A 21188-nucleotide genomic window follows, 5' to 3' on the forward strand; every position below is an offset into this window, starting at 1 on the left:
ACTTACAATTTTCCCCTTTGTAAGATTAGAACCGAACCTAACTATGAAAAGAGTTGCATTCTTTTTGGTATTGCTATGGGGGAGTTATATGTCGTTCGCTCAAACTACTATCGCCAAACAGAGCTTTGAAGTTTCTGGCGATACATGGACACCTTTGACTTTTTCTACACCTCCTTGTACTATAGGAAATGATATTTGGGATTATACCACAGGATTTTCTATTTTATCACCTAATGATGGTAGTCGGTTCTGGGGAATAAGAGATCTTAACGGTAGTTGTGGAGGCAATGGATTTGAATCAATCAATTTCCCTAATATAAATATATCATCAAATTCAAATGTAGTATTCGCTTTTGATTATTATGCCGTAGGCATGGATAACAATGATGATTTAAAATACGAGCTATTTTATGACAATGTAAGTCAGGGGGAAGTAGTTGTAGTTGATGGAGTTGGTGGAGGTAGTGATAACACCAATGGCTGGGTTACGGAAACTGTAAACATACCTAGCTCGGTTAATAATGTAAGAGTAATTCTTTCGGCTAGGTCTAATCAAAATAATGATCGAGCTGGCTTTGATGATATAAGGCTGTTCGAAAGTTCTAATATACCTAATGATAATTGTGATGGTGCACAAACGTTAACAGTTTATAATAATGGAGCTAGTGCAGGGAATGAGGCTGGTGCTAATACGTCTTCTGCGACTCCGAGTAGCATGGCAAATACAAGCTGTGATAGTTTTACATCAAATGAAAATCTTGATTTATTTTATAGTTTTACTGTCCCTACCGGCCAAACATCAATAAATGTATTAACTGGTGGTGCTACCGGAAGCGACATTAATGTAGCGGTTTGGGACGGCTGTAATTTGAATGAAGTATTTTGTGATAATACAAATGCTTCTTTTCATCAAATTACTGGCTTAACATCCGGAGCAACTTATATTTTACAGGTATGGCATGATGATTTTAATGCTGGCGCCTTTACTATCGCACTAGAGGAGCCTTCTCCTCCTCCATCTAACAATGGATGTTTTAATGCCACCACCTTAACAGTTGGGAATAGTAATACCGAAAATGTTGTTACCGGAACCAATGCGGGAGCTTCTTCTTCCGGAGAGTTACCAAACCCAACTTGTGGAGCATATAACGGTAACGATGTTTGGTTTACTGCGCAAGTGCCCGGATCTGGAATTTTAACAATAGAAACTCAAAATGCCGGTTCTGGAATTGACACAGCCATTGCTGCATATCAAGGCACTTGTGGCAATTTAACTCAATTAGATTGTAATGATGATATAAACTTCTCTGTAGGAAACCTCTTTTCAAGAGTTTCTCTTTCTGGAATACCTAATACTACAGTTTATATTCGCGTTTGGGCATGGAATAATGCTTCAACCGGAAGCTTTAATATAGTAGCTTTTTCTCCAGAATGCCCTTTTTCCACAACTTGGAATGGTACTAATTGGATAAATGGTGCTCCCGATCAATTCACTTCGGTTACCATAAACGGAAATTATAGCACAGGTTCGCAAGGTAGTTTTGACTCTTGTAATTGCACAATTAATAATGGTAATACACTTACCGTTAGTGCAAATACACATGTATTAGTAGATAATAATTTAACTGTAAATGGAACTTTAGATGTACAGCATGAAGGTTCTTTAGTAATGGTTCAAGACGACGGAACGGTTTCAGGAACGGGTACAACAAATATTCATAAAACATCTACGCTTTTCAATCAATATGATTACATGTATTGGTCATCACCAACAAGTAATGAAACTATAGGTAGTGCTTTAGCTTCTTCAGAGGCCTCAAAAATATATAGATGGGATTATCAAGACGGGTGGGTTTTTATGCCAGGTTCATCGATTATGGAACCAGGAATAGGCTATATAGCAATGGGAGATACTTCTGGTTCTTTTCCGAAAACCCAATCCGTAATTTTTGATGGAACAGTAAACACGGGAAATGTACTAACTTCGATAACCAGAGGGCCTGGGGAGTTTGAAAATTGGAACCTTATAGGGAACCCTTACCCATCTGCAATTCATGCCGATAGCTTATTAATGGATGTAAGAAACACTCCAATTATTAATGGAAGCATATATTTATGGACACATAACACTCAAAGGTCAGCGTCAAATTCAAATTCCGGAAGGCTCAGCTATAGTGCCAATGACTATGCTATCTACACCTCAGGAACAGGTGGTATATCAGCAATTTCTGGGGGACCAATACCAAATGGCTATATTGCTTCTGGGCAAGGCTTTGTGCTTCAAGCGATAACTCCAGGAAATATTACTTTTAGTAATTCGATGCGTGTTACTGACAATAACAATCAATTGTTTAGAAATAACCTTAAGAACTCTACTGAAACAAAAGATAGGATTTGGTTGGATTTAAAAAATGATGAAGGCGCTTTTAGCCAAATATTAATTGGGTTTATTGATGGGGCAACTGATGGTATTGACAGAAATTTTGATGGTCGTCGATTTTCTGGTAATAGATTTGTTTCTTTCTACTCTATAGTTGAAAACAACTATCTTGCAATTCAAGGTAGGTTGCCAATTGAAGATGAGGATGTTGTTAAACTTGGGTTTTATTCATTTATAAACGAAGGTGACAGCCTTGAAATAAGCATCAATCAAATTGAAGGAAAACTAAAAGAGTATAATGTTTATCTTAAAGATAAAAAATTGGAAAAAACTCATAATTTAAAACTCGCAGATTATAAGTTTGTAATAGATAAAATAATAGGTTACAATGATCGATTTGAGTTGTTATTAAGTAGAGATACCGTTTTAGGTACTGAAGACACAACTATTGCTTCAGAAGAGTTAATACTTATTAAAAGGGAAGATATTCTAGAAGTGAGTACTGCAAATAAATCGATTATTACCTCATTTAGAGCTTTTGATATTCTCGGTAAACTTATTGTTGATCGTCATCCGGGTAAAGCTAAGTTTAATGTTGATATCAGCAACATCAAAACGGGTACAGTTCTATTAATTAATGTAGTTTTAGATAACAATCAAAAGATAACTAAGAAATTCTTAATCTATTAAAAGTTAAAACCGCTTTGTGAAATAACAAAGCGGTTTTCAAATCCAAACTAACCAAACCTAAATCAATTTATAATCTTAAGACTCTAACTATTTAAAAAGGTTTAATGGTACCCATAAAAAAATCCCGTAACTAAAAGCTACGGGATTTATTGATATATTCTACACCTTATTTTACAACTTTACGATTTGCTGTATAAAAACGGTATTGTAAATATTGGTAAGCATCTCTAGGGATGAGTCTAATCCACTTTTTATATTTAAAAAACCACTTGCTTTGTAATGAAGGAAATCCTCCTTTAATATACGATGCTACAAATGGATGCACATGTAACGATATTCCTTTTGAATTACTAGCAATCAGTTTTTCTAATTTGTTTTCTATTTTGTCAATCAAAACAATCGGAGCCTCGACTTCTCCATTTTTGTTCGGATTTTCTTCTTTGGTATTAATAATTCTTTCTGGGCGAACACGTTGTCTTGTAATTTGCACCAAGCCAAATTTACTTGGTGGTAAAACTTTGTGTTTTGTGCGTGTTAATTTCATTTCATTTTTTAAATGCTCAAACAGCCTTTGTCTATGTTCAGCTGTATGCATATCAATAAAATCAACTACAATAATTCCACCCATATCTCGTAACTGTAATTGCCTTGCAATTTCTGATGCAGCAATCATATTTACTTCCAAAGCTGTATCGGCTTGAGAGTTTGCTTTATTTGAACGATTACCACTATTTACATCTATTACATGTAATGCTTCGGTGTGTTCAATCACCAGATAGGCTCCTTTTGGCATAGATACAGTTTTTCCGAATGACGTTTTAATCTGTCGTTCTATACCATAGCGCTCAAATATGGGAGTTTTAGATCTATGTAGTTTTACAATTGACTCCTTTTCTGGAGCAATTCTTCTTAAATATTCTTTTAACTCGGCAGCTAATGTCTTATCATTTGTAACAATGCCTGTAAAAGAATCGTTAAAAACATCTCTTAAAATCGAAGATGCTCTATTTAATTCTGATAAAACTTTTGTTGGTGCCTTCGCTTGGGGCAATTTCTTACATAGTTCTACCCAGCGCTGCAAAGAATTTTGTAAATCTCTATCTAAGTCTGCTACTTTAATATCTTCAGCAACAGTACGTAAAATAACGCCAAACCCTTTTGGTTTAATGCTTTGTGCTAATCGTTTTAAACGTTCTTTTTCTTTACGACTCGATATTTTTTGCGACACCGAAACTCTGTCAGAAAAAGGAACAAGCACCAAATATCTTCCGGCAATAGAAAGCTCAGAGCTTATGCGAGGGCCTTTTGTAGATATTGGTTCTTTAACAATTTGTACTAATAAATTATGACCAGCTTTTAAAACATCATCGATTTTACCATTCTTATCGATGTCTTTTTCAAAGCGGAAATTTTTTAAAGTGAATTCTTTTTGCTTACCTGTGTTTACACGGTGGATGAATTTACTTAAAGATTGTAATTGTGGACCTAGATCATGGTAATGTAGAAAAGCATCTTTTTCACTTCCTACATTCACAAATGAGGCGTTAAGACCAGTTAGTGTTTTTTTAATTTTTGCTAAAAAAATATCGCCAACATTAAAGTCATTACTACTTTCATCTTTATGTAATTCAACCAACCTACCATCTCTTAATAAGGCAAAATCTATATCAGAGGAACTTGATCTAATTATTAATTCTGTTTTCACTCTGTATATGTTTTATACCTACATGAGTTAATAAACTCAATTATGTAGATAGGTTAAAAAATCACAGGTTATAATTTTTATAACCCGACGAGATTTATTTAAATAAATCTCTTTTTTCAAAGAACGATTTTACTTCTTAAAAAGAAAAAATAGTCTAAAGACTATTTTTTCTTTTTGTGTCTATTTTGTCTACTTCTTTTTTTACGCTTATGAGTAGATATTTTACTGCGTTTTCTTTTTTTACCACTTGGCATAATTCAAACGTATTTAATTATGTTAATATTGTTATTTTACAGGAACATTTTTCTTTACGCCCTCAACAAAAACTTTTGCTGGTTTAAACGCAGGAATATTGTGTGCAGGAATTTTAATCGTAGTATTTTTAGAAATATTTCTACCTGTTTTTTCAGCTCTAGTCTTTACTGTAAAGCTTCCAAAACCTCTTAAATAGACATTATTCCCATTTTCTAAAGATCCTTTAATTTCTTTCATTAAATCTTCTACTACCCTCAACACGTCTGCTTTCTCGATCCCAGATTTTTCTGAAATATTAGCAACGATTTCTGCTTTTGTCATTATTATTAAAATTTATAGTGTTATTTATTCATTTTTTGGGGTGGCAAATATAAGACATTAAATCAATTTCGAAAAGCTAATCCGTTAAAATTTAATAAGATAAAAACTGTATTATTGCCAAATCATACTAAAAACATGATTTTTTCTAACACATTAATTTACTGGTATTTACAAAATAAGCGTGATTTACCATGGCGCAAAACCAATGATCCATATGCTATTTGGCTATCTGAGATTATTTTACAACAGACCAGAATTGATCAAGGACTTCCGTATTATCAAAAATTTATCGAAAAATTCCCAACAGTTTTTGAACTTGCAGACGCAGACGAAGAAACTATTTTAAAACTATGGCAAGGTTTGGGTTATTATTCGCGAGCACGCAATTTGCATTACTCAGCTAAATATATTGTGAATGAATTAAACGGAACGTTTCCTAAAACCTACAAAGAACTTCTGAAGCTAAAAGGTGTAGGAGATTATACGGCTTCGGCGATCGCCTCAATTTGCTACAATGAACCCACAGCTGTTGTTGATGGAAATGTTTATCGAGTATTGGCACGTTATTTTGGCGTTAAAACACCTATTAATTCTACTAACGGTATAAAACAGTTTAAAGAATTAGCTCAAAAGCTGATTGACTCAAAACAACCAGGAATTTTTAATCAAGCAATTATGGAGTTTGGATCTCGTCAGTGCAAACCTCAAAATCCTAATTGCATTGGCTGCCCCTTAAACTCAGGCTGCATAGCTCTTGATAAAAAAAGTATTGACGAACTCCCTTTCAAGCAAAAGAAAACAAAGATTAGAAATAGATATTTTAATTACCTAGTACTTAATGAGAATGAAACTATTTTAAAAAAAAGAATTCAAAATGGAATCTGGAAAAACCTTTATGAATTTCCGTTGGTAGAAAGTATCGATGAAATTGACATCAATGAATTATTAAATACCCCCTTGTTCAACAAGTTATTCAATGCCAAAAAAACTACGATAAAACTCTATAATCAAAAACCTATTGTCCATAAACTATCACATCAACATTTACATGTTAAATTTTGGATTCTTAATTCTAAGAAATCCTTTGAAAACAGTATTCCGTGGAATAGTTTTGAGAAATATCCCGTTCCAATATTAATTGCCAATTTTGTGGAAAAATTTAAGAATTCCGATTGAATTTTTTAGTTATCTTTGATTCTAAATTAAACATTATGGCTGGTACATTGAACAAAGTAATGCTTATTGGACATTTAGGTGATAAGGTAAAGATGCACTATTTTGAAGGTGGAAATTCTATTGGAAGATTTCCAATTGCCACTAATGAAACCTACACTAACAGGCAAACTGGTGAAAAAGTTACTACCACTGAATGGCATAATATTGTAGTGCGTAATAAACTTGCTGAAATTTGTGAAAAATACCTTTCTAAAGGTGATAAGGTGTATGTTGAAGGTCGTATTAAAACACGTCAATGGGAAGGGCAAGATGGTGGTAAACGTTATTCAACAGAAATTCATGTTACCGATATGACATTCTTAACTACTAAGAAAGATTTACAACAAGGTCAACAAAATGCCCCTGCTCCGATTCAGAATGACCCTAAGCCAAGTAGTGAGGTTGTTAATGAACCAGGCAAGGAATTTGACGACGATCTACCATTTTAAGTTTAACTAAATTAATTTTCTTTGGATTCTGAGCCTCCGAGTTTATTCTTACAAACAGTAATAGATTGGCCGCTAGTTATAGGTATTTTAGCTCTTTTAGCGCTATTGATCATTTCTGCTTTAATTTCTGGTTCTGAAGTTGCTTTTTTCTCCCTTTCGAAAACCGATTTAGACGAGGCTTCAAGTCATAAATCAAAAAAGAAGAACATTGTTGCTGCGCAATTAGAACGTCCACAAAAGTTACTAGCCACGATACTTATTTCTAACAATTTCATAAATATTTTAATTGTCCTGTTGTTTGCATATATCGGCGATTATTTTTTTAACGACATTCAACCTACAATCCTTCGTTTTGTTATTGAGGTAATTATCGTTACTTTTTTAATATTACTTTTTGGAGAGGTATTGCCTAAAATTTATGCAAGCAGAAATTCTATGAAATTTGCAGCAATGATGGCAGTCCCCATTAAAGGCTTAAACTATTTACTTCATTATCCGGCCAAAACATTAATGGGTTTAACTAATATTGTTGAAAAGCGATTAGGTAAAAAACAAACAGATTTTTCGGTTGAAAAATTATCACAAGCTCTCGAATTAACTTCAGAAGAAGCGACCACTAAAGATGAACAAAAAATTTTGGAAGGAATTGTAAGTTTTGGAAATACTGAAACCGTTCAAGTAATGTGCCCACGAACTGATGTTTTTGCATTGGAAGATAATAGCAATTTTACTGAAGTGGTGAAGCAAATAATTGAAAACGGACATTCTAGAATTCCTGTGTATCAAGAAAATATGGACACTATCATCGGTGTTCTTTACACCAAGGATGTTTTGCCTCATTTATCCAAAAAGAGTTATCAATGGAAAAAATTACTACGCGACCCTTTCTTTGTTCCTGAAAATAAAAAATTAGATGATCTCTTAAGAGAATTTCAAGAGAAGAAAAATCATTTGGCTGTTGTTGTAGATGAATATGGTGGCACATCGGGCATTGTAACTTTAGAAGATGTTATTGAAGAAATCGTTGGTGATATTAGTGATGAATTTGACGACGATGACCTAACTTATTCGAAGCTTGATGCTCATAATTATGTATTTGAAGGCAAAATAGTTCTAAAAGATTTTTATAAAATTTTAGATATTGATGAAACTGATTTTGAAGAATTTAAAGGCGAAGCAGAAACTTTAGCCGGATTTATTCTTGAAATTTCTGGTAAGTTTCCCAAGAAAAATGAAGTGCTAAAGTTTAAAAAATATCAATTTAAGATAGAAGCCCTCGATAAAAAACGAATTAAACAAGTTAAAGTAACTTTACCCAATGATTAAAAGAAATAAATCCTCCTTTTCATATAAGATAGTATATGTTTTACTTTTTTTAGTGCTATTACAATTTACTTCCTGTAAAGAAGAAACATTGCCTAAACCCTCAGCATATTTACGCTTAGCTTATAGCGAAACGACCTATCAAAAAACAAGTACTGACTGCCCGTATAGTTTTGAATTCTCTAATCTCTCAACCGTAAAACCAAATGAGAAATGCTGGATGAACATACATTACCCAAGCTTAAAGGCTTCATTGAATATAACCTATAGACCTGTAGAAAATAATCTAATAGAATTAATTAAAGAATCAGAAAAGCTTACTTATAAGCATTCTATAAAGGCTGACGGAATTAGTGCACAACCGTATGAAAACCATGAAAAAAAGATGTATGGGTCGTTATTGGAGGTAACCGGAAATGCAGCTTCACCATTACAGTTTCATTTAACCGACAGTACAAAACATTTTATTACGGGAGCTTTATATTTTGAAGTGCAACCTAATTATGATTCCATTTTACCTGCGATAAAACATGTTGAAAAAGACATTAAACGCTTAATGGAAACCATGGAATGGAAAAACTAAACTTTAGCCTTCGATTTACTGGTTTGTAGCAGTAAATAAAATTGAATTCCAAACAAAATGGCTGCGAACAACATGTGAATTACCTGTGTACCAAACGGAAAGTTAAAATAATACATTAAAACACCCGCCAAAACTTCGAATGAAAGAACTATTAGCATCCAAAAAGGTAACGTATACCCCAAATTAAGTTTCTTGTTTCTAATAAATAACCAAATATTTAGAAATACCACAATTATTGAAAAAGATCTGTGAATTAAAAAATTCGTATTTGCTTCAAGTGCAATTAAATGCTTATTACTAAAACCTAAATTTTTCAATTGCTCATCAACAAATTCACGTATATCTATACCCAGAATAATCTGTACGATTGTCATTGCAAAGGCTATAAAAAGTAAATTTCTAAATAGTTTATCTGATTTATACACTTTATTTGTTCTTGTGTTAAATCTCAAAACGAGCAATACCCCAACAATAAGCAAAGCCACCAACATGTGAATGGTGATTTTAGAAACAGCGAGATTAGAGTCAACTACAGTTTTCCCTAACCATGCTTCAAATAACATTAAAAACAGTGCTAAAAAGGCTAATAAAACAAGCTTCTTACTATCTTTCCAATATGAAAATGAGGTAATAATTAAAAGTAGAAAGAAAATACCCGACACGGCTGTAGCCAAGCGATTAATATATTCTACCCAAGTGTGAGTAACATTAAATTTTGCATAATCATGCTTTGTATAGGTCTTCCAATTCTCTGAATTAAATTTACTACTGGTGGTGAATTTATCTTTGGCCACAAATAAGGTTTCGTCTTTGATAATCACAAATCCTTTTTTAAATTCTGTCTCAGGTTTCCAAAGTAATTCATTTTCGTTTGTGGGCGGAATTAAATGTCCAAAACATTTAGGCCAATCTGGACACCCCATACCACTTCCAGTCATGCGAACCGTAGCACCAGCAAGGATAATAATATATACAGAAACAAGGCAAATTTTAACGAGTGACGCAAAGTAATTCTTCATTAAAAAATTTTGCACAAAGATAAGGTAAAAGCATAAAAAAAGCCTCCAAAAATGGAGGCTTTAAAAAGTTTATAAGGAAATTTAGTTTTCTACTTTTTCCTTTACATCTTTAGCTACTTTTTCAACTGCTTCTGCACCTTCTTTTACTGCATCTTTAGCGCCTTCTTTTACATTCTCAGCACCTTCTTTTACAGCATCAACAGCATCACCAGCTTTAGCTTTTACTGAATCTACTACCTCTTCTACACCTTCTTTTACATCTTTAGCAGCTTCTTCAGCTCCTTCTTTAACATCCTTTGCTGCTCCTTCAACAGCCTCTACAGCATCCTTAGCATCTTCTTTTGCTCCTTTTGCAGTTTCTTTACATGACACAGCTACCAAAGCAACGATAGCAAGCATCATTAATCCTTTAATTAATTTCATTTGTTTGATAATTTTAGTTTTATACGTTAACGAAACGCAAATTAATTAATTATATTTTAGATTAACAAAGGTTTTTTGCTTTATTTATTGTTTTTCAGCACTATGAGTAACTTTATACAAATCTCCACCCGCTATTTTTTCAACAGTAGCAACAATTTCTTTTTCAGATATTTTATTAGCATCAAACTCAACTACACCTTTTTTTTCTGCAAAATTAACCAGTGCAAGTTTAACTCCTTCTTTCTTTGAAAGTTTAGATTGTATGGTACGGGCACAGCCTATTTCACAGGTCATTCCCTCAATATCTAATGATACTTTCTTAATGTTGGCTTCCATTTCATGAGCCAAAACATCTCCCTTTTTAACTTGGGTATCTTTTGATTCATTACAAGACATAAAAATCAGCATCACCATAAACAATCCGCTAATATTTTTCAAAATATTCATTATCAAAATTTTAGTTTGACACAAAAATATAAATAAAAACCAATTTGATAGAACTTGTTAACACTTACTAACGAAACTTTAACTTTTTAAGCAGCTTTGAGTTTTAAAACTCAAAGCTGCTTCTTTTTTTATAGCGAATATTGTATTCCAAAAACCAAAGATTCCTTTTGTTTTAATTGAATTCCATTAGGTTTTTGGTACATTGGTAAAATAACTTCAAAACCCAAGCGAAAGTTTTTTAAACTTCCATTGGCTATGTATGTGTTAAAACCCAAGCCAGCATTTAAATAAGACCCTCCTGAGTTACCAGTATCTGCCGTAGTTACCATCATAGGGTTTAAAACTGGATTCTCACCAGATAGTTTATCAACTACCAAACCTTCGAGTTTACCAGAAAAACTAAGCCATTTGGCAGTCTTTACGGCTAGCCAACTGTTTAATTTGTATTGATTACCTAATCTATAGTCATTATCGTTTTCTCCTAGCCTCAATTTTGATTGAAATTGACTTCCCCATGAAAGTTTATTTAACTGACCCAAGTAGGTTAATGCCAAAATTCCATCAAATGTTCCACTACCAATTTGCATAGGATAAGGTAAAATACTCTTATTGGGTGCCGAAGCAGGTGTTACATCTTTTACATTAATACTTGCTGTTGGTATTGAAACTCCTAACTGCCCTAATAGTTGTTGGCGATTTTTATTAACCAACTTATAGAGTACTGACACCTGCATATCTCCAAAACCCGAAGATTCCGTTGTAAAATTGGCTCCCATCGCGGTTAAATGCTCCATTTCGCTAGACACATAGTTCAACATGGTCATTATAGTCAGTTTATTACTTGCTGCAAACATGGCTCCTAGCATATGCATATGCATTGGCATCTCTGTTGGTGTCACCATATAAGTGCCTCCATTTGGCAAAAGCACACTAGAAAAATCAACATCATTACTTTCATTTCTCAAATCTTGCATATTCATGTACATATAGCGATATGAAACCATAAATTCACCTTTATTATGAGAATGGTCTCCCATGATTGATATTGGCGCATGACCATCAGGCCTAGAAGAAGTCCATTTAATATCTGATTCTTGTTTTTTTTGGGCAAAAACTGCCACATATGTCATTAAAATTATGACACAGAAATATTTTCTCATTTGTTTTTTTAATGTTTACAATAATTGTTGTGAGAATGATTAGTCATCATTCTTTCATATTTAACTTTTATGTAAACTATGTGGTGGGTGGATGAAAAATTTCAAAGATTGGTCTAAATGAATAATTTTCAATACATAAAAACTTATTAGTGATAACTTCCTCTACATTATTATTCTTAAAATTCAAGAAAAAGACAAACCCAATAGGATAATCTTCTAACTGGATTCTCGGAGCATTCTTTCTTTTTTCTTCCTCTTTCTTTATTTGTTTAGACAAATAGCATTTACCATTACACTCCATTTGAGGCTTATCTTTATTAACACATAAGTACTCAATTATAAAATCTTGATAAACCAAATAGGTAGCTAATGGAAGTATTGGCCTACACATCGCTAAGACGTACAATAATGTAAAACTTAAAGCCAATAATTGTTTCACGCTTCTGATACTATTTTAAAACAAAAATACAACCATCTTACTTTATTTTTAAATGATTCTGTGAAAATGTTTTTTTGATATTAATATTTACGACATTTGTTTCTTTTTATTAAAATTTATGAGTAATAAACAAATTCGATGGCTCTATTTAGGTATTCTTGCAATAGTTTGGGGAAGCTCATTTATTTTGATGAAAAAAGCCTTGATAGGTTTAACTCCCATTCAAGTTGGAGCCTTACGAATTTTAATTACTGCCATTGCACTGCTTTTGGTGGGATTTAAGAGTCTTTTTACTATAAAAAAGCACCATTGGTGGTATATTTTTTTAACTGCGATTTTAGGTACTTTTTTTCCAGCATTCTTATTTGCTTATGCTATCAATGATATTGATAGTTCTATTGCTTCTATACTCAACTCATTAACTCCATTAAACACGTTAATTATTGGTTTTCTGGTTTTTGGTTTTTCTTTTAAACGCTATCAACTAATTGGTATCTTAATCGGTTTAGTAGGAACAACTATTTTAATTCTTAAAGGAGCTGAATTAAATCCTGATCAGAATTATTGGTATGCACTATTACCCATATTATCTTCTATTGGATATGCCTTCAATGTAAATATTCTAAAAAAGCATTTAGACGATCTCAGTGCTATTGCCATAACCACGGGTAATTTTATACTCATTATTATACCTACGCTAATAATACTTTGGTATTCTGATTTTTTCTCAACATATGACGCTACTCCAGAGAAAACATCATCACTGGTTTATGTAATTATTTTAGCCGTAGTTGGTACTGCATTCGCTAAAACCCTTTTTAATCGATTAGTACAAATCTCATCACCTATTTTTTCTTCATCTGTTACCTATCTTATCCCTATAGTTGCAATTTTTTGGGGCGTTCTAGATGGCGAGCATTTAAGTTTTATTCAATTAATTGCCGGAAGTATAATTTTATTAGGGGTTTATCTAGCAAGTAAAAAATAAAAAACCGAATACTTTGCATTCGGTTTTTATACTAATATTTTGAAGTACTTTTTATTTAAAATCCTCTTCTGAAATTCCTTTATTAATTAATACCTCAACTAGCGTTGATTTAATTTTTTGCGGACCAAATGTTCCTTCTCTTTTAGTAGCGAACTTAATCCCATCATAATCTTTATAATCAGCAAAGGTTGTTTCTTGATTTTGGGTTTGACCTCCCATTTTAATAACAGAAACCTCTTTTATTTTAAACCCTGTTTCTTTATCATAAAACATAGCAGCAGAAACGGTTTCCCCTGGCATCTCTACTTTATAAGCATCTCTACCATTTACAGTCTCAATACCAGCCAATTTTAATTTATCATTATTCAGATAATTTAATTCAACAAAGGTTCCAAATGAATTTTTAAGATCATTCAACATTTGAGCTGGCATTGGCATTTTATTGGCACCTTGCTTCATATAAACTTCAGAATCATTGGCCACCACCATCATAAAAGGATTACCATTCATATATGTAGTATGTCGATACTTATCGGCTACTCTTTTCTCTTCAAATAGCATTTTAGACCCCATAGCCTCAGCCTCATACTTTGTAACTACCGAGGAAACAGTTTTAATTTTATCAATACCTCCAATAACTTTAAGGTAATTTTCTAAAACAGTTTTTGCCGTTACACCAGCAGGAATCGGTTTTGAGAATTTGGGTTTTGCTATGCTATTCCCCTTTTTATCGAAATAATTTACGTTGTAATTTAGTTTCTCTAGCTTATCAGCTACATCAGCACCTTTTCCGGTTACTATAATTCGAGCCTCATCTATTTTAAAATACGTATTTGCTGCCCTCTGCACATCTTCTAAGGACACCGCTTCAATATTTTTTAAGTAATTTTCATAATAATCGTCTGGCAAGTTTAAGGTTAAGATGTTTAAAGCATAATTAGCTATCGTTGATGGATCTTCAACAGCCCTCACAAAATTGCCTACATATTTGGCCTTAGCTACTTTTAACTCTTCTGCCGTTACAGGTTTACTTCTAACATCTTTAATCTCTTTAACAAACTCAACAACCGCGCTATCGGTAACAGCATTTCTTACTGCAGCAGTAGCTTTAAATCTTGATGCATACCTACTGCTACCTATACCAGAATAAGCACCGTAGGTATATCCCTTATCTTCACGCAAGTTTTTATATAATCTTGCTGTACCTCCGCCACCTAAAATCTGATTTGCTAATAAGGCTGCGTAGTAATCCTTATCATTTCTTCGTAGTTTGATCGAATTAATTACAGATATTTCAGATTGCACAGCATTAGGAACATCTATGAAGTTAATTTCCGTTTTACCAACATTTTCTACCTCCGGCAATTCTTTCGATGCCAGATCAGCTTTTTCCCAATTGCTAAATAACTTTTTAATTTGTTTCTTAACATCTTTAGCATTTATATCACCAATAATAATTAAATAGGCATTATTAGGTTTATAATAATTGCTATAGAGCTTTTTAACATCATCAATAGTGATATTCTCTAATGATTCTTTTGAGGTAAATTCGCCGAAAGGGTGTTTTCCTCCATAAGTTAAAGCATCTTCAACTCTACTCGCTATTGCTTTTACACTACTTTCCTGGTTCTTAATACCTTCAAGGTTTTGCTTTTTTTGTTTATCAAATTCTTCTTGCGAGAATACAGGATTCAAGGCAGCATCTGCCATTAATTCAAGCACTCTAGGAAAATATTTGGTTAAGCTATTTGCTCGGGCTCCTTCATCCCAAAAAGAAATATTAGCACCTAGATAATCTACTTCTTCATCAAACTTACTTTTAGGAACATTTACTGATCCGGTACCCAAGAGCCCTCCTAAAAGACCTTCCACTCCTTTTTTATCTCCCATAGCTTTTGGAGGATTATCAATAGTGAGCGTTGCAGAAACTCTAGGTAACTTATGGTTTTCAACTACCAATACTTTTAATCCATTCTTTAGATCAAACGAAACCGGTTTCCCTAAATTAATTTTAGGCGCAGGTCCTGGCTTTGGTTGCTTGCTTCTATCTATTTGAGCTGTAATACTTAGCGAAAGCATTACGATAGTGATTAGTGAAAATATTTTAAATTTCATTGGAACTATTTTAGTTGTTTTTCTTTTTAGATTCTGGTAAATAATCAATAATAACACGCCTATTTTTATCTAAATACTTACGCGCAACATCTCGTATCTCTTCTTTGGTAATTGAGTTAATAATATCAAGTTCTTTATTGATCATATTTGTATCACCCATGAGCATATAATACCTAGCCAAAGAACTTGTAATACCCTGTACACCTGCATTTGAGCTCACGTAATTGTTTTCAAACTTATTTCTAACTTTTTGCAAATCTTTATCAGATACTAAATCTGTTTGCAGCTTCTCAATTTCTTCATCAATTTCTTTAATTAATTCATCTAAAGAAGTTTCACCTAACGGAATTGCACCCATCATGTAAACACTATAATCCGTTAGTGGGCGCGAAAAAGAAAAAGCTTGAAGTGCAATTTTCTTATCATCAACCAATTTTTTGTACAAGCGTGAACTTTTACCATCACTTAAAATTGTTGATATCACATTCAACACACGTGCATCTCTATCTTTCATAGAGGCCGTTTTATATGCTAATAATAACGCTGGCAATTGAATATTGGCGTCGTATTCACTTACTCGTTTCTGTTCTGTTCTTTGCGGTTCAGCCACGATCGTTCTTTCTTTTAGCTCTCTTTTTGGTATAGAGCTAAAATAATCTTTGATCATTTTTTTAGCCTGTTCAATTTCAAAATCTCCAGCAACTACCAATACAGCATTATTTGGCATATACCATTTATCATAAAAAGCTTGAAATTCTTCTAATGTGGCAGCGTCAAGGTCTTTGATATAACCGATCATTGGTCTACCATACGGATGCTTATCAAAAAGATGACTATAGATATCACCATAGATTGCTTTACCGTAAGGAGCATTATCCATACGTTGTCTTTTTTCTTCCTTTACAACTTCATTTTGAGTATCAACTGCTTTTTGGTCGATAATAGGATGTAGCATTCGTTCAGACTCCATCCAAAGTGCCAATTCTAAGTTGTTCGAAGGAAATACTTCATAGTAATAGGTTCTATCCCAATTGGTATTAGCATTATCAGAACCTCCATTTGAAGAAATGATTTTATCCCATTCTCCTCTTCCTATATTTTTAGACCCGGTAAATAATAAGTGTTCGTAAAAATGAGCCATTCCGGTTTTACCAGTTTCTTCATCTTTGGCTCCCACATTATACATAACACCAGTAGAAATAATAGGAGCGCTATTATCTTGATGTAAGATAACATGTAATCCATTATCTAAATCGTACTCTATAAAATTTACTTTTTGAGCATATATAGCAGCACATGCTACAAAAAGAAAAGTTAGAGCTAAATTCCATTTTTTCATATGTTAAATATTAAATTAGTAGTTGTTTGAGTTATCTGTCGTGTCAAAAATTAATTTGTTACTTTTTTTCAAAGAAAATTTAGTAATGCGAATTTAATAATCTTTACGCTACGTTGAACCTATATTTTAATAGATAATTTTACAATCAAACTATTGTCAATCTGTAAAATAAGCTTATATTTGCACCCGCCTAAATAAGATGGGTGAATTTAAATTAAAAGAAGCGAAATAAAATTTTAAATTATGTACGCAATTGTAGAGATAGCAGGGCAGCAATTTAAGGTAGCAAAAGACCAAAAGGTATTTGTGCATCGTTTACAAGAAAAAGAAGGGTCGAAAGTAACTTTTGACAATGTTCTTTTAGTTGATGATGGTAAAGTAACTATTGGCGCCCCAGCTATAGAAGGAGCAGCAGTGACTGCCAAAGTATTAAAGCACCTAAAGGGTGATAAAGTAATCGTTTTTAAGAAAAAACGTAGAAAAGGATACAAAGTAAAGAATGGACACCGTCAATTCTTATCTGAGATTCAAATCGAAAGCATTGCTGCGAGTGGAGCTAAGAAAGCTGCTAAAAAAGCTGCACCTAAAAAAGAGGCTGCTCCTAAAGCTGAAGTAAAAACTGATGCTTCACAAGATTTAAGTAAAAAAACTGTAGCTGAATTAAAAGAGTTAGCAAAAGCTAAAGGAATTGAAGGAATTTCTTCAATGAAAAAAGCTGATTTAATTGCTGCTTTAACTAAATAATAACAACTTAAAACTATAAATCATGGCACATAAAAAAGGTGTAGGTAGTTCTAAGAACGGTAGAGAATCAGAATCGAAACGCTTAGGTGTTAAAATTTTTGGCGGGCAAGCTGCTATTGCAGGTAATATATTAGTACGTCAAAGAGGCACACAACACCACCCAGGTGAAAATGTATATATGGGTAAAGACCATACGCTACATGCACAAGTAGATGGTATTGTAAAATTTACCAAAAAGAGAAATAATAAATCTTATGTTTCAATTGATCCATTTGAAGCTTAAGAATTAAATTTTATTCTTAACAGAATAGAACCCTCACCGGCGTGGTGAGGGTTTTTTATTTTATATACCCTAACAAAATAATCAGTTCTTTCATTCATATTTTCTTTGCTAGATTAATACAGTATATAAACTAAAAAAATCGTGTACTTTTGTGAAATATTTTTCCTCAATAAGAAAACAAACTAACCTAATTTTAACTTGAGTTCGCTAAAAGGATTTTTTAAAGACACCATTATTTACGGCATCGCAGCTGTTTTACCAAGAGCGGTAAACATCCTTTTAACTCGGTTACACACCGATAAGCTTGAGGCTGATAAATTTGCCGAAAACACTTGGTACTTCGTTTTTGCAGCTTACTTTATAGGATTTTTAACTTTCGGACTCGAAACCGCTTTTTTTAGATTTTTTACAAAAGAAAAGGAAAAAGGAAAAGTAGTTTCAACTTCTTTTTTAACACTAGTAACATCTATTACCTTATTTCTAATAACGCTACTTGTTTTTAACAATCAGTTTTCCCAATGGTTAGGCTTTAGTAATCCGCAACATTTAAAAATACTAACACTAGTAACCGCATTCGACACATTTGTAGTTATTCCTTATGCTTATTTACGCGTTACTAATAGACCTATAAAATTTGCATTTTTTAAGATCTCGAATATTTTAATCTATGCTTTATTCAATTTATTCTTCTTATTATATGTTCCGTATGCCATAAGTAATAATATCGGGCTCCCTGAATTTTTGGTTGATCACTATCAAAAAACACCAATCGTAGTTTACATTTTCATTGCGAACCTAATAGCAAGCTTTTCTACATTTTTGATGTTGCTACCATACATGTTTAAGTTTAAATTCCAATTTGATTCGATCATATTGCGCAAAATGTTAGCTTATGGAATACCTATAATGGTTGGTACGCTGGCATATGTTACAAATGAAAATCTCGATAAACTATTGTTAAGAGATGTGATTGGTGAAGATCAAATGGGTATTTATGCCGCGTGTTACAAGTTAGGAGTGTTTATGACCTTATACATTATGGCTTTTCGTCTTGGTGCAGAACCCTTCTTTTTTAATGAAGCAAGTAAAAAGAATGCTAAACAAACCTATGCCTTAATTATGAAATGGTTTGCAATTGTGGGTGCTTTGTTTATGCTATTAGTAGTGGTGTATATTAATATTCCGGCGAGTATTTTACTAGCAAGGGAAGAATACTTTGAAGCACTAGCCATTGTACCGATTATTCTGCTCGCTAATCTATTTTTAGGCATCTATCATAATCTTTCGGTTTGGTATAAATTAACTGATAGAACAAAATACGGTATGTACTTTTCAATTTTTGGAGCAGTTTTAACCATAGCATTGAACCTAGTGTTAATAAAAACATATGGATATATGGCTTCTGCATGGGCTACTTTAGTAGTTTACGGAAGCATGTGTCTGGTTTCTTATTTTTATGGAAAAAAATATTATAGAGTGCCCTATAAATTTGATAGTATATTATTGTATTTAGGTATCGCGATAGCTTTATCATTTATATCATTTGAAAAGTTTAGAGGTAATTACTTTATATCAACCTTATTCGTTATCGCTTTTTCAGGATTTGTATTGTTTAATGAACGTAAAGAACTTAAAACCATCTTAAAAAAATGACCGTAGAAATCATTAATAAATCAAAACATTCATTGCCAAATTATGAAACTATAGCTTCAGCTGGCATGGACTTGCGCGCGAACCTTGATGAAGCCATTATTTTAAAACCTTTAGAGCGTATTATTATTAAAACAGGGTTATTTATTGCTTTACCTGTAGGCTATGAAGCTCAAGTACGACCAAGAAGTGGATTAGCTGCTAAAAAAGGTATAACCGTTTTGAATGCTCCAGGAACTGTTGATGCTGACTATAGAGGTGAAATAGGTGTAATTTTAATCAATCTGTCAAATGAAGATTTTGTAATTAATGATGGTGAGCGCATTGCACAATTAGCGATTGCAAAATACGAACAGGCCGTTTGGAAGGAAGTAGATGTGTTAGAAACAACCGAACGTGGAGCTGGAGGCTTCGGTAGTACTGGAGTCTAAGCTAATTCTTTATAGACTGCATACATAGGCTGATACTTTTTATAAAGCAGCTCTTTATCATACTTATATTCATCAGCAATTCCATATCCTAATTTTTTATAAAAATTAAAAGCCTGAGGTTGTTTTTTCATAACTTCTAACCATAAGACTTTGCAGCCCTCGGTTCTAACACTTTTTTCTATGTATTCCAATAAAAGTTTACCGATTCCTTTGCCTTGTACCTTTTGATGCAAATAAACACGATGCAATTTTGCCGCTTTTTTGTTAGGAAAACTGGCTAAAGAAGAATTAATAAGTATACGAAGTATTCCTATAATTTCACCTTCAAATAAGACAAAAAAGTAGTGTTGATTCGCTTCCAAAAGTTCATTATTTAAACTTTCTTTAGAGTATTGATTATTGATATACCAAGCACCTCCATCTTTCCAATAATGACTATAAGCCGGTGGATAAATTGCTTGCATTAAATTAAACAAAACAGCATGATCGCTTGCTGAAATTCTCTTTAAACTAATACTCTTGGAAATCTCTACACGTGACATTATTACTCTTTAGGTAAATTAACCTTATCTTCAATAACAGTATCTATTCTATTTTGCGCTTCCTTGGGCAATAAACCCTTTGCCGCTAATACCAAACCGAAGATCATAAGTGCAATGCCCATACCTCGCTTTATTTTTCGAATAACAAAAGGTGTTAGTTTACTTTTTAATTGTTTAGCGAGTAAGATTTTTATAAGATCGGTTAAAAAGTAAGCGAGAATAATCGCAGAAAAATATTTAAAGATCCGCATATCGTCCATTTCTAAATTTGGGCTAATAACAACTACCATTCCCAACCAAAATGCCAATACCCCAATATTAATAAAATTAAGAAAGAATCCTTTTACAAATAATCCTATATAATTATTCTTCTCTACTACCACTAAGTCTTCGTCAGTAATTACAGGTTTTCTTCGTTTATAAAAGGTAAACAATCCATAAATAAAAAGAATTCCACCTCCAAGTATAAATAAACGTGGATCATCTTTGATTTTCTCGAGTAATGTTCTACTACCATAATAAGCAAAGAGCACAAAAATTATATCGGCTATAATTACTCCAATATCAAAAACTACAGCAGCTCTAAAGCCTTTAATAGCACTCGTTTCTAGTAACACAAAAAACACAGGACCTATCATAAAGGCCAGTGCTATCCCCAATGGTATGGCATTAATAATATCTTGCATT

General features: G+C 32.9%; 21 protein-coding genes. 10 read left to right on the forward strand and 11 right to left on the reverse strand.

Annotated features, from left to right (window positions below; genetic code table 11):
• Positions 1 to 43 precede the first annotated feature (43 nt).
• Positions 44 to 3070: an autotransporter outer membrane beta-barrel domain-containing protein gene (locus AC1EUU_RS09625; protein ID WP_480201206.1), complete on the forward strand. Its 3027-nt coding sequence runs from the start codon at positions 44 to 46 to the stop codon at positions 3068 to 3070.
• 166 nt (positions 3071 to 3236) lie between these two features.
• Here AC1EUU_RS09625 and AC1EUU_RS09630 read toward each other — a convergent pair whose 3' ends face one another.
• The gene (locus tag AC1EUU_RS09630; RefSeq protein ID WP_480201207.1) at positions 3237 to 4775 is read right to left on the reverse strand and encodes an Rne/Rng family ribonuclease; all 1539 of its coding nucleotides are present in this window, start codon (positions 4773 to 4775) and stop codon (positions 3237 to 3239) included.
• A gap of 285 nt (positions 4776 to 5060) precedes the next feature.
• Complete coding sequence (locus tag AC1EUU_RS09635) at positions 5061 to 5351, reverse strand: HU family DNA-binding protein (protein WP_480201208.1); 291 nt, start codon at positions 5349 to 5351, stop codon at positions 5061 to 5063.
• 135 nt (positions 5352 to 5486) lie between these two features.
• On the opposite strand from AC1EUU_RS09635, the gene mutY reads away from it, so the two are divergent.
• Genes mutY through gldD form a run of 4 tightly spaced genes read left to right on the forward strand, consistent with a single transcriptional unit; the run spans position 5487 to position 8921 of the window.
• Positions 5487 to 6527, forward strand: a complete 1041-nt coding sequence (gene mutY, locus AC1EUU_RS09640) for an A/G-specific adenine glycosylase (RefSeq protein ID WP_480201209.1) — start codon at positions 5487 to 5489, stop codon at positions 6525 to 6527.
• A 35-nt stretch (positions 6528 to 6562) separates the two neighbouring features.
• The gene (locus AC1EUU_RS09645) at positions 6563 to 7015 is read left to right on the forward strand and encodes a single-stranded DNA-binding protein (protein ID WP_480201210.1); all 453 of its coding nucleotides are present in this window, start codon (positions 6563 to 6565) and stop codon (positions 7013 to 7015) included.
• A 21-nt stretch (positions 7016 to 7036) separates the two neighbouring features.
• On the forward strand, positions 7037 to 8341 hold the full coding sequence (gldE, locus tag AC1EUU_RS09650; protein WP_480201211.1) for a gliding motility-associated protein GldE: 1305 nt from the start codon (positions 7037 to 7039) through the stop codon (positions 8339 to 8341).
• The gene (gene gldD / locus AC1EUU_RS09655) at positions 8334 to 8921 is read left to right on the forward strand and encodes a gliding motility lipoprotein GldD (RefSeq protein ID WP_480201212.1); all 588 of its coding nucleotides are present in this window, start codon (positions 8334 to 8336) and stop codon (positions 8919 to 8921) included. The genes gldE and gldD overlap by 8 nt, the downstream gene beginning before the upstream one ends.
• On the opposite strand, the gene AC1EUU_RS09660 is transcribed toward gldD, so the two are convergent.
• The 5 genes from AC1EUU_RS09660 to AC1EUU_RS09680 form a co-directional block, all read right to left on the reverse strand.
• Positions 8918 to 9940 carry a COX15/CtaA family protein gene (locus AC1EUU_RS09660; RefSeq protein WP_480201213.1) on the reverse strand — a complete coding sequence of 341 codons (1023 nt, stop codon included), beginning with the start codon at positions 9938 to 9940 and terminating at the stop codon, positions 8918 to 8920. The two genes, gldD and AC1EUU_RS09660, sit on opposite strands and share 4 nt — an antisense overlap.
• An 81-nt stretch (positions 9941 to 10021) precedes the next feature.
• Positions 10022 to 10363, reverse strand: coding sequence for a hypothetical protein (locus AC1EUU_RS09665; RefSeq protein WP_480201214.1), 342 nt, complete (start codon positions 10361 to 10363; stop codon positions 10022 to 10024).
• Positions 10364 to 10447: 84 nt separating this feature from the next.
• On the reverse strand, positions 10448 to 10810 hold the full coding sequence (locus AC1EUU_RS09670; RefSeq protein ID WP_480201215.1) for a cation transporter: 363 nt from the start codon (positions 10808 to 10810) through the stop codon (positions 10448 to 10450).
• A 128-nt stretch (positions 10811 to 10938) separates the two neighbouring features.
• Positions 10939 to 11970, reverse strand: a complete 1032-nt coding sequence (locus AC1EUU_RS09675) for a transporter (protein WP_480201216.1) — start codon at positions 11968 to 11970, stop codon at positions 10939 to 10941.
• Positions 11971 to 12046: 76 nt separating this feature from the next.
• Complete coding sequence (locus AC1EUU_RS09680; protein WP_480201217.1) at positions 12047 to 12409, reverse strand: hypothetical protein; 363 nt, start codon at positions 12407 to 12409, stop codon at positions 12047 to 12049.
• Between the two features lie 118 nt (positions 12410 to 12527).
• Here AC1EUU_RS09680 and AC1EUU_RS09685 point away from each other — a divergent pair, with 118 nt between their 5' ends.
• On the forward strand, positions 12528 to 13397 hold the full coding sequence (locus tag AC1EUU_RS09685) for a DMT family transporter (protein WP_480201218.1): 870 nt from the start codon (positions 12528 to 12530) through the stop codon (positions 13395 to 13397).
• 51 nt (positions 13398 to 13448) lie between these two features.
• Here AC1EUU_RS09685 and AC1EUU_RS09690 read toward each other — a convergent pair whose 3' ends face one another.
• On the reverse strand, positions 13449 to 15512 hold the full coding sequence (locus AC1EUU_RS09690) for an insulinase family protein (RefSeq protein WP_480201219.1): 2064 nt from the start codon (positions 15510 to 15512) through the stop codon (positions 13449 to 13451).
• A 10-nt stretch (positions 15513 to 15522) separates the two neighbouring features.
• Positions 15523 to 16851: a M16 family metallopeptidase gene (locus tag AC1EUU_RS09695; protein WP_480201220.1), complete on the reverse strand. Its 1329-nt coding sequence runs from the start codon at positions 16849 to 16851 to the stop codon at positions 15523 to 15525.
• 243 nt (positions 16852 to 17094) lie between these two features.
• Between AC1EUU_RS09695 and rplU the strand changes: the two genes are divergently transcribed.
• From rplU to dut, 4 genes are all read left to right on the forward strand, one after another.
• Complete coding sequence (gene rplU / locus AC1EUU_RS09700; protein WP_480201221.1) at positions 17095 to 17595, forward strand: 50S ribosomal protein L21; 501 nt, start codon at positions 17095 to 17097, stop codon at positions 17593 to 17595.
• Between the two features lie 22 nt (positions 17596 to 17617).
• Positions 17618 to 17878 carry a 50S ribosomal protein L27 gene (gene rpmA / locus AC1EUU_RS09705; RefSeq protein WP_480201222.1) on the forward strand — a complete coding sequence of 87 codons (261 nt, stop codon included), beginning with the start codon at positions 17618 to 17620 and terminating at the stop codon, positions 17876 to 17878.
• Between the two features lie 198 nt (positions 17879 to 18076).
• Positions 18077 to 19531 carry a lipopolysaccharide biosynthesis protein gene (locus AC1EUU_RS09710; RefSeq protein ID WP_480201223.1) on the forward strand — a complete coding sequence of 485 codons (1455 nt, stop codon included), beginning with the start codon at positions 18077 to 18079 and terminating at the stop codon, positions 19529 to 19531.
• On the forward strand, positions 19528 to 19959 hold the full coding sequence (gene dut, locus AC1EUU_RS09715; protein WP_480201224.1) for a dUTP diphosphatase: 432 nt from the start codon (positions 19528 to 19530) through the stop codon (positions 19957 to 19959). The genes AC1EUU_RS09710 and dut overlap by 4 nt, the downstream gene beginning before the upstream one ends.
• On the opposite strand, the gene AC1EUU_RS09720 is transcribed toward dut, so the two are convergent.
• The gene (locus AC1EUU_RS09720) at positions 19956 to 20501 is read right to left on the reverse strand and encodes a GNAT family N-acetyltransferase (protein WP_480201225.1); all 546 of its coding nucleotides are present in this window, start codon (positions 20499 to 20501) and stop codon (positions 19956 to 19958) included. The two genes, dut and AC1EUU_RS09720, sit on opposite strands and share 4 nt — an antisense overlap.
• A gap of 2 nt (positions 20502 to 20503) precedes the next feature.
• Positions 20504 to 21187 carry a LysE family translocator gene (locus AC1EUU_RS09725; protein ID WP_480201226.1) on the reverse strand — a complete coding sequence of 228 codons (684 nt, stop codon included), beginning with the start codon at positions 21185 to 21187 and terminating at the stop codon, positions 20504 to 20506.
• Position 21188 lies beyond the last annotated feature (1 nt).

It is taken from the genome of Maritimimonas sp. 2205BS37-2 (assembly GCF_056591755.1).

Bases quoted from the DNA above. Each gene is read 5' to 3' on its own strand.
- AC1EUU_RS09695 (WP_480201220.1), bottom strand. From the start codon at position 16,851: ATGAAAAAATGGAATTTAGCTCTAACTTTTCTTTTTGTAGCATGTGCT.
- AC1EUU_RS09675 (WP_480201216.1), bottom strand. From the start codon at position 11,970: ATGAGAAAATATTTCTGTGTCATAATTTTAATGACATATGTGGCAGTT.
- AC1EUU_RS09670 (WP_480201215.1), bottom strand. From the start codon at position 10,810: ATGAATATTTTGAAAAATATTAGCGGATTGTTTATGGTGATGCTGATT.
- AC1EUU_RS09665 (WP_480201214.1), bottom strand. From the start codon at position 10,363: ATGAAATTAATTAAAGGATTAATGATGCTTGCTATCGTTGCTTTGGTA.
- AC1EUU_RS09725 (WP_480201226.1), bottom strand. From the start codon at position 21,187: ATGCAAGATATTATTAATGCCATACCATTGGGGATAGCACTGGCCTTT.
- AC1EUU_RS09690 (WP_480201219.1), bottom strand. From the start codon at position 15,512: ATGAAATTTAAAATATTTTCACTAATCACTATCGTAATGCTTTCGCTA.
- AC1EUU_RS09685 (WP_480201218.1), top strand. From the start codon at position 12,528: ATGAGTAATAAACAAATTCGATGGCTCTATTTAGGTATTCTTGCAATA.
- rpmA (WP_480201222.1), top strand. From the start codon at position 17,618: ATGGCACATAAAAAAGGTGTAGGTAGTTCTAAGAACGGTAGAGAATCA.
- gldD (WP_480201212.1), top strand. From the start codon at position 8,334: ATGATTAAAAGAAATAAATCCTCCTTTTCATATAAGATAGTATATGTT.
- AC1EUU_RS09645 (WP_480201210.1), top strand. From the start codon at position 6,563: ATGGCTGGTACATTGAACAAAGTAATGCTTATTGGACATTTAGGTGAT.
- AC1EUU_RS09660 (WP_480201213.1), bottom strand. From the start codon at position 9,940: ATGAAGAATTACTTTGCGTCACTCGTTAAAATTTGCCTTGTTTCTGTA.
- dut (WP_480201224.1), top strand. From the start codon at position 19,528: ATGACCGTAGAAATCATTAATAAATCAAAACATTCATTGCCAAATTAT.
- AC1EUU_RS09720 (WP_480201225.1), bottom strand. From the start codon at position 20,501: ATGTCACGTGTAGAGATTTCCAAGAGTATTAGTTTAAAGAGAATTTCA.
- rplU (WP_480201221.1), top strand. From the start codon at position 17,095: ATGTACGCAATTGTAGAGATAGCAGGGCAGCAATTTAAGGTAGCAAAA.
- mutY (WP_480201209.1), top strand. From the start codon at position 5,487: ATGATTTTTTCTAACACATTAATTTACTGGTATTTACAAAATAAGCGT.
- AC1EUU_RS09625 (WP_480201206.1), top strand. From the start codon at position 44: ATGAAAAGAGTTGCATTCTTTTTGGTATTGCTATGGGGGAGTTATATG.
- AC1EUU_RS09635 (WP_480201208.1), bottom strand. From the start codon at position 5,351: ATGACAAAAGCAGAAATCGTTGCTAATATTTCAGAAAAATCTGGGATC.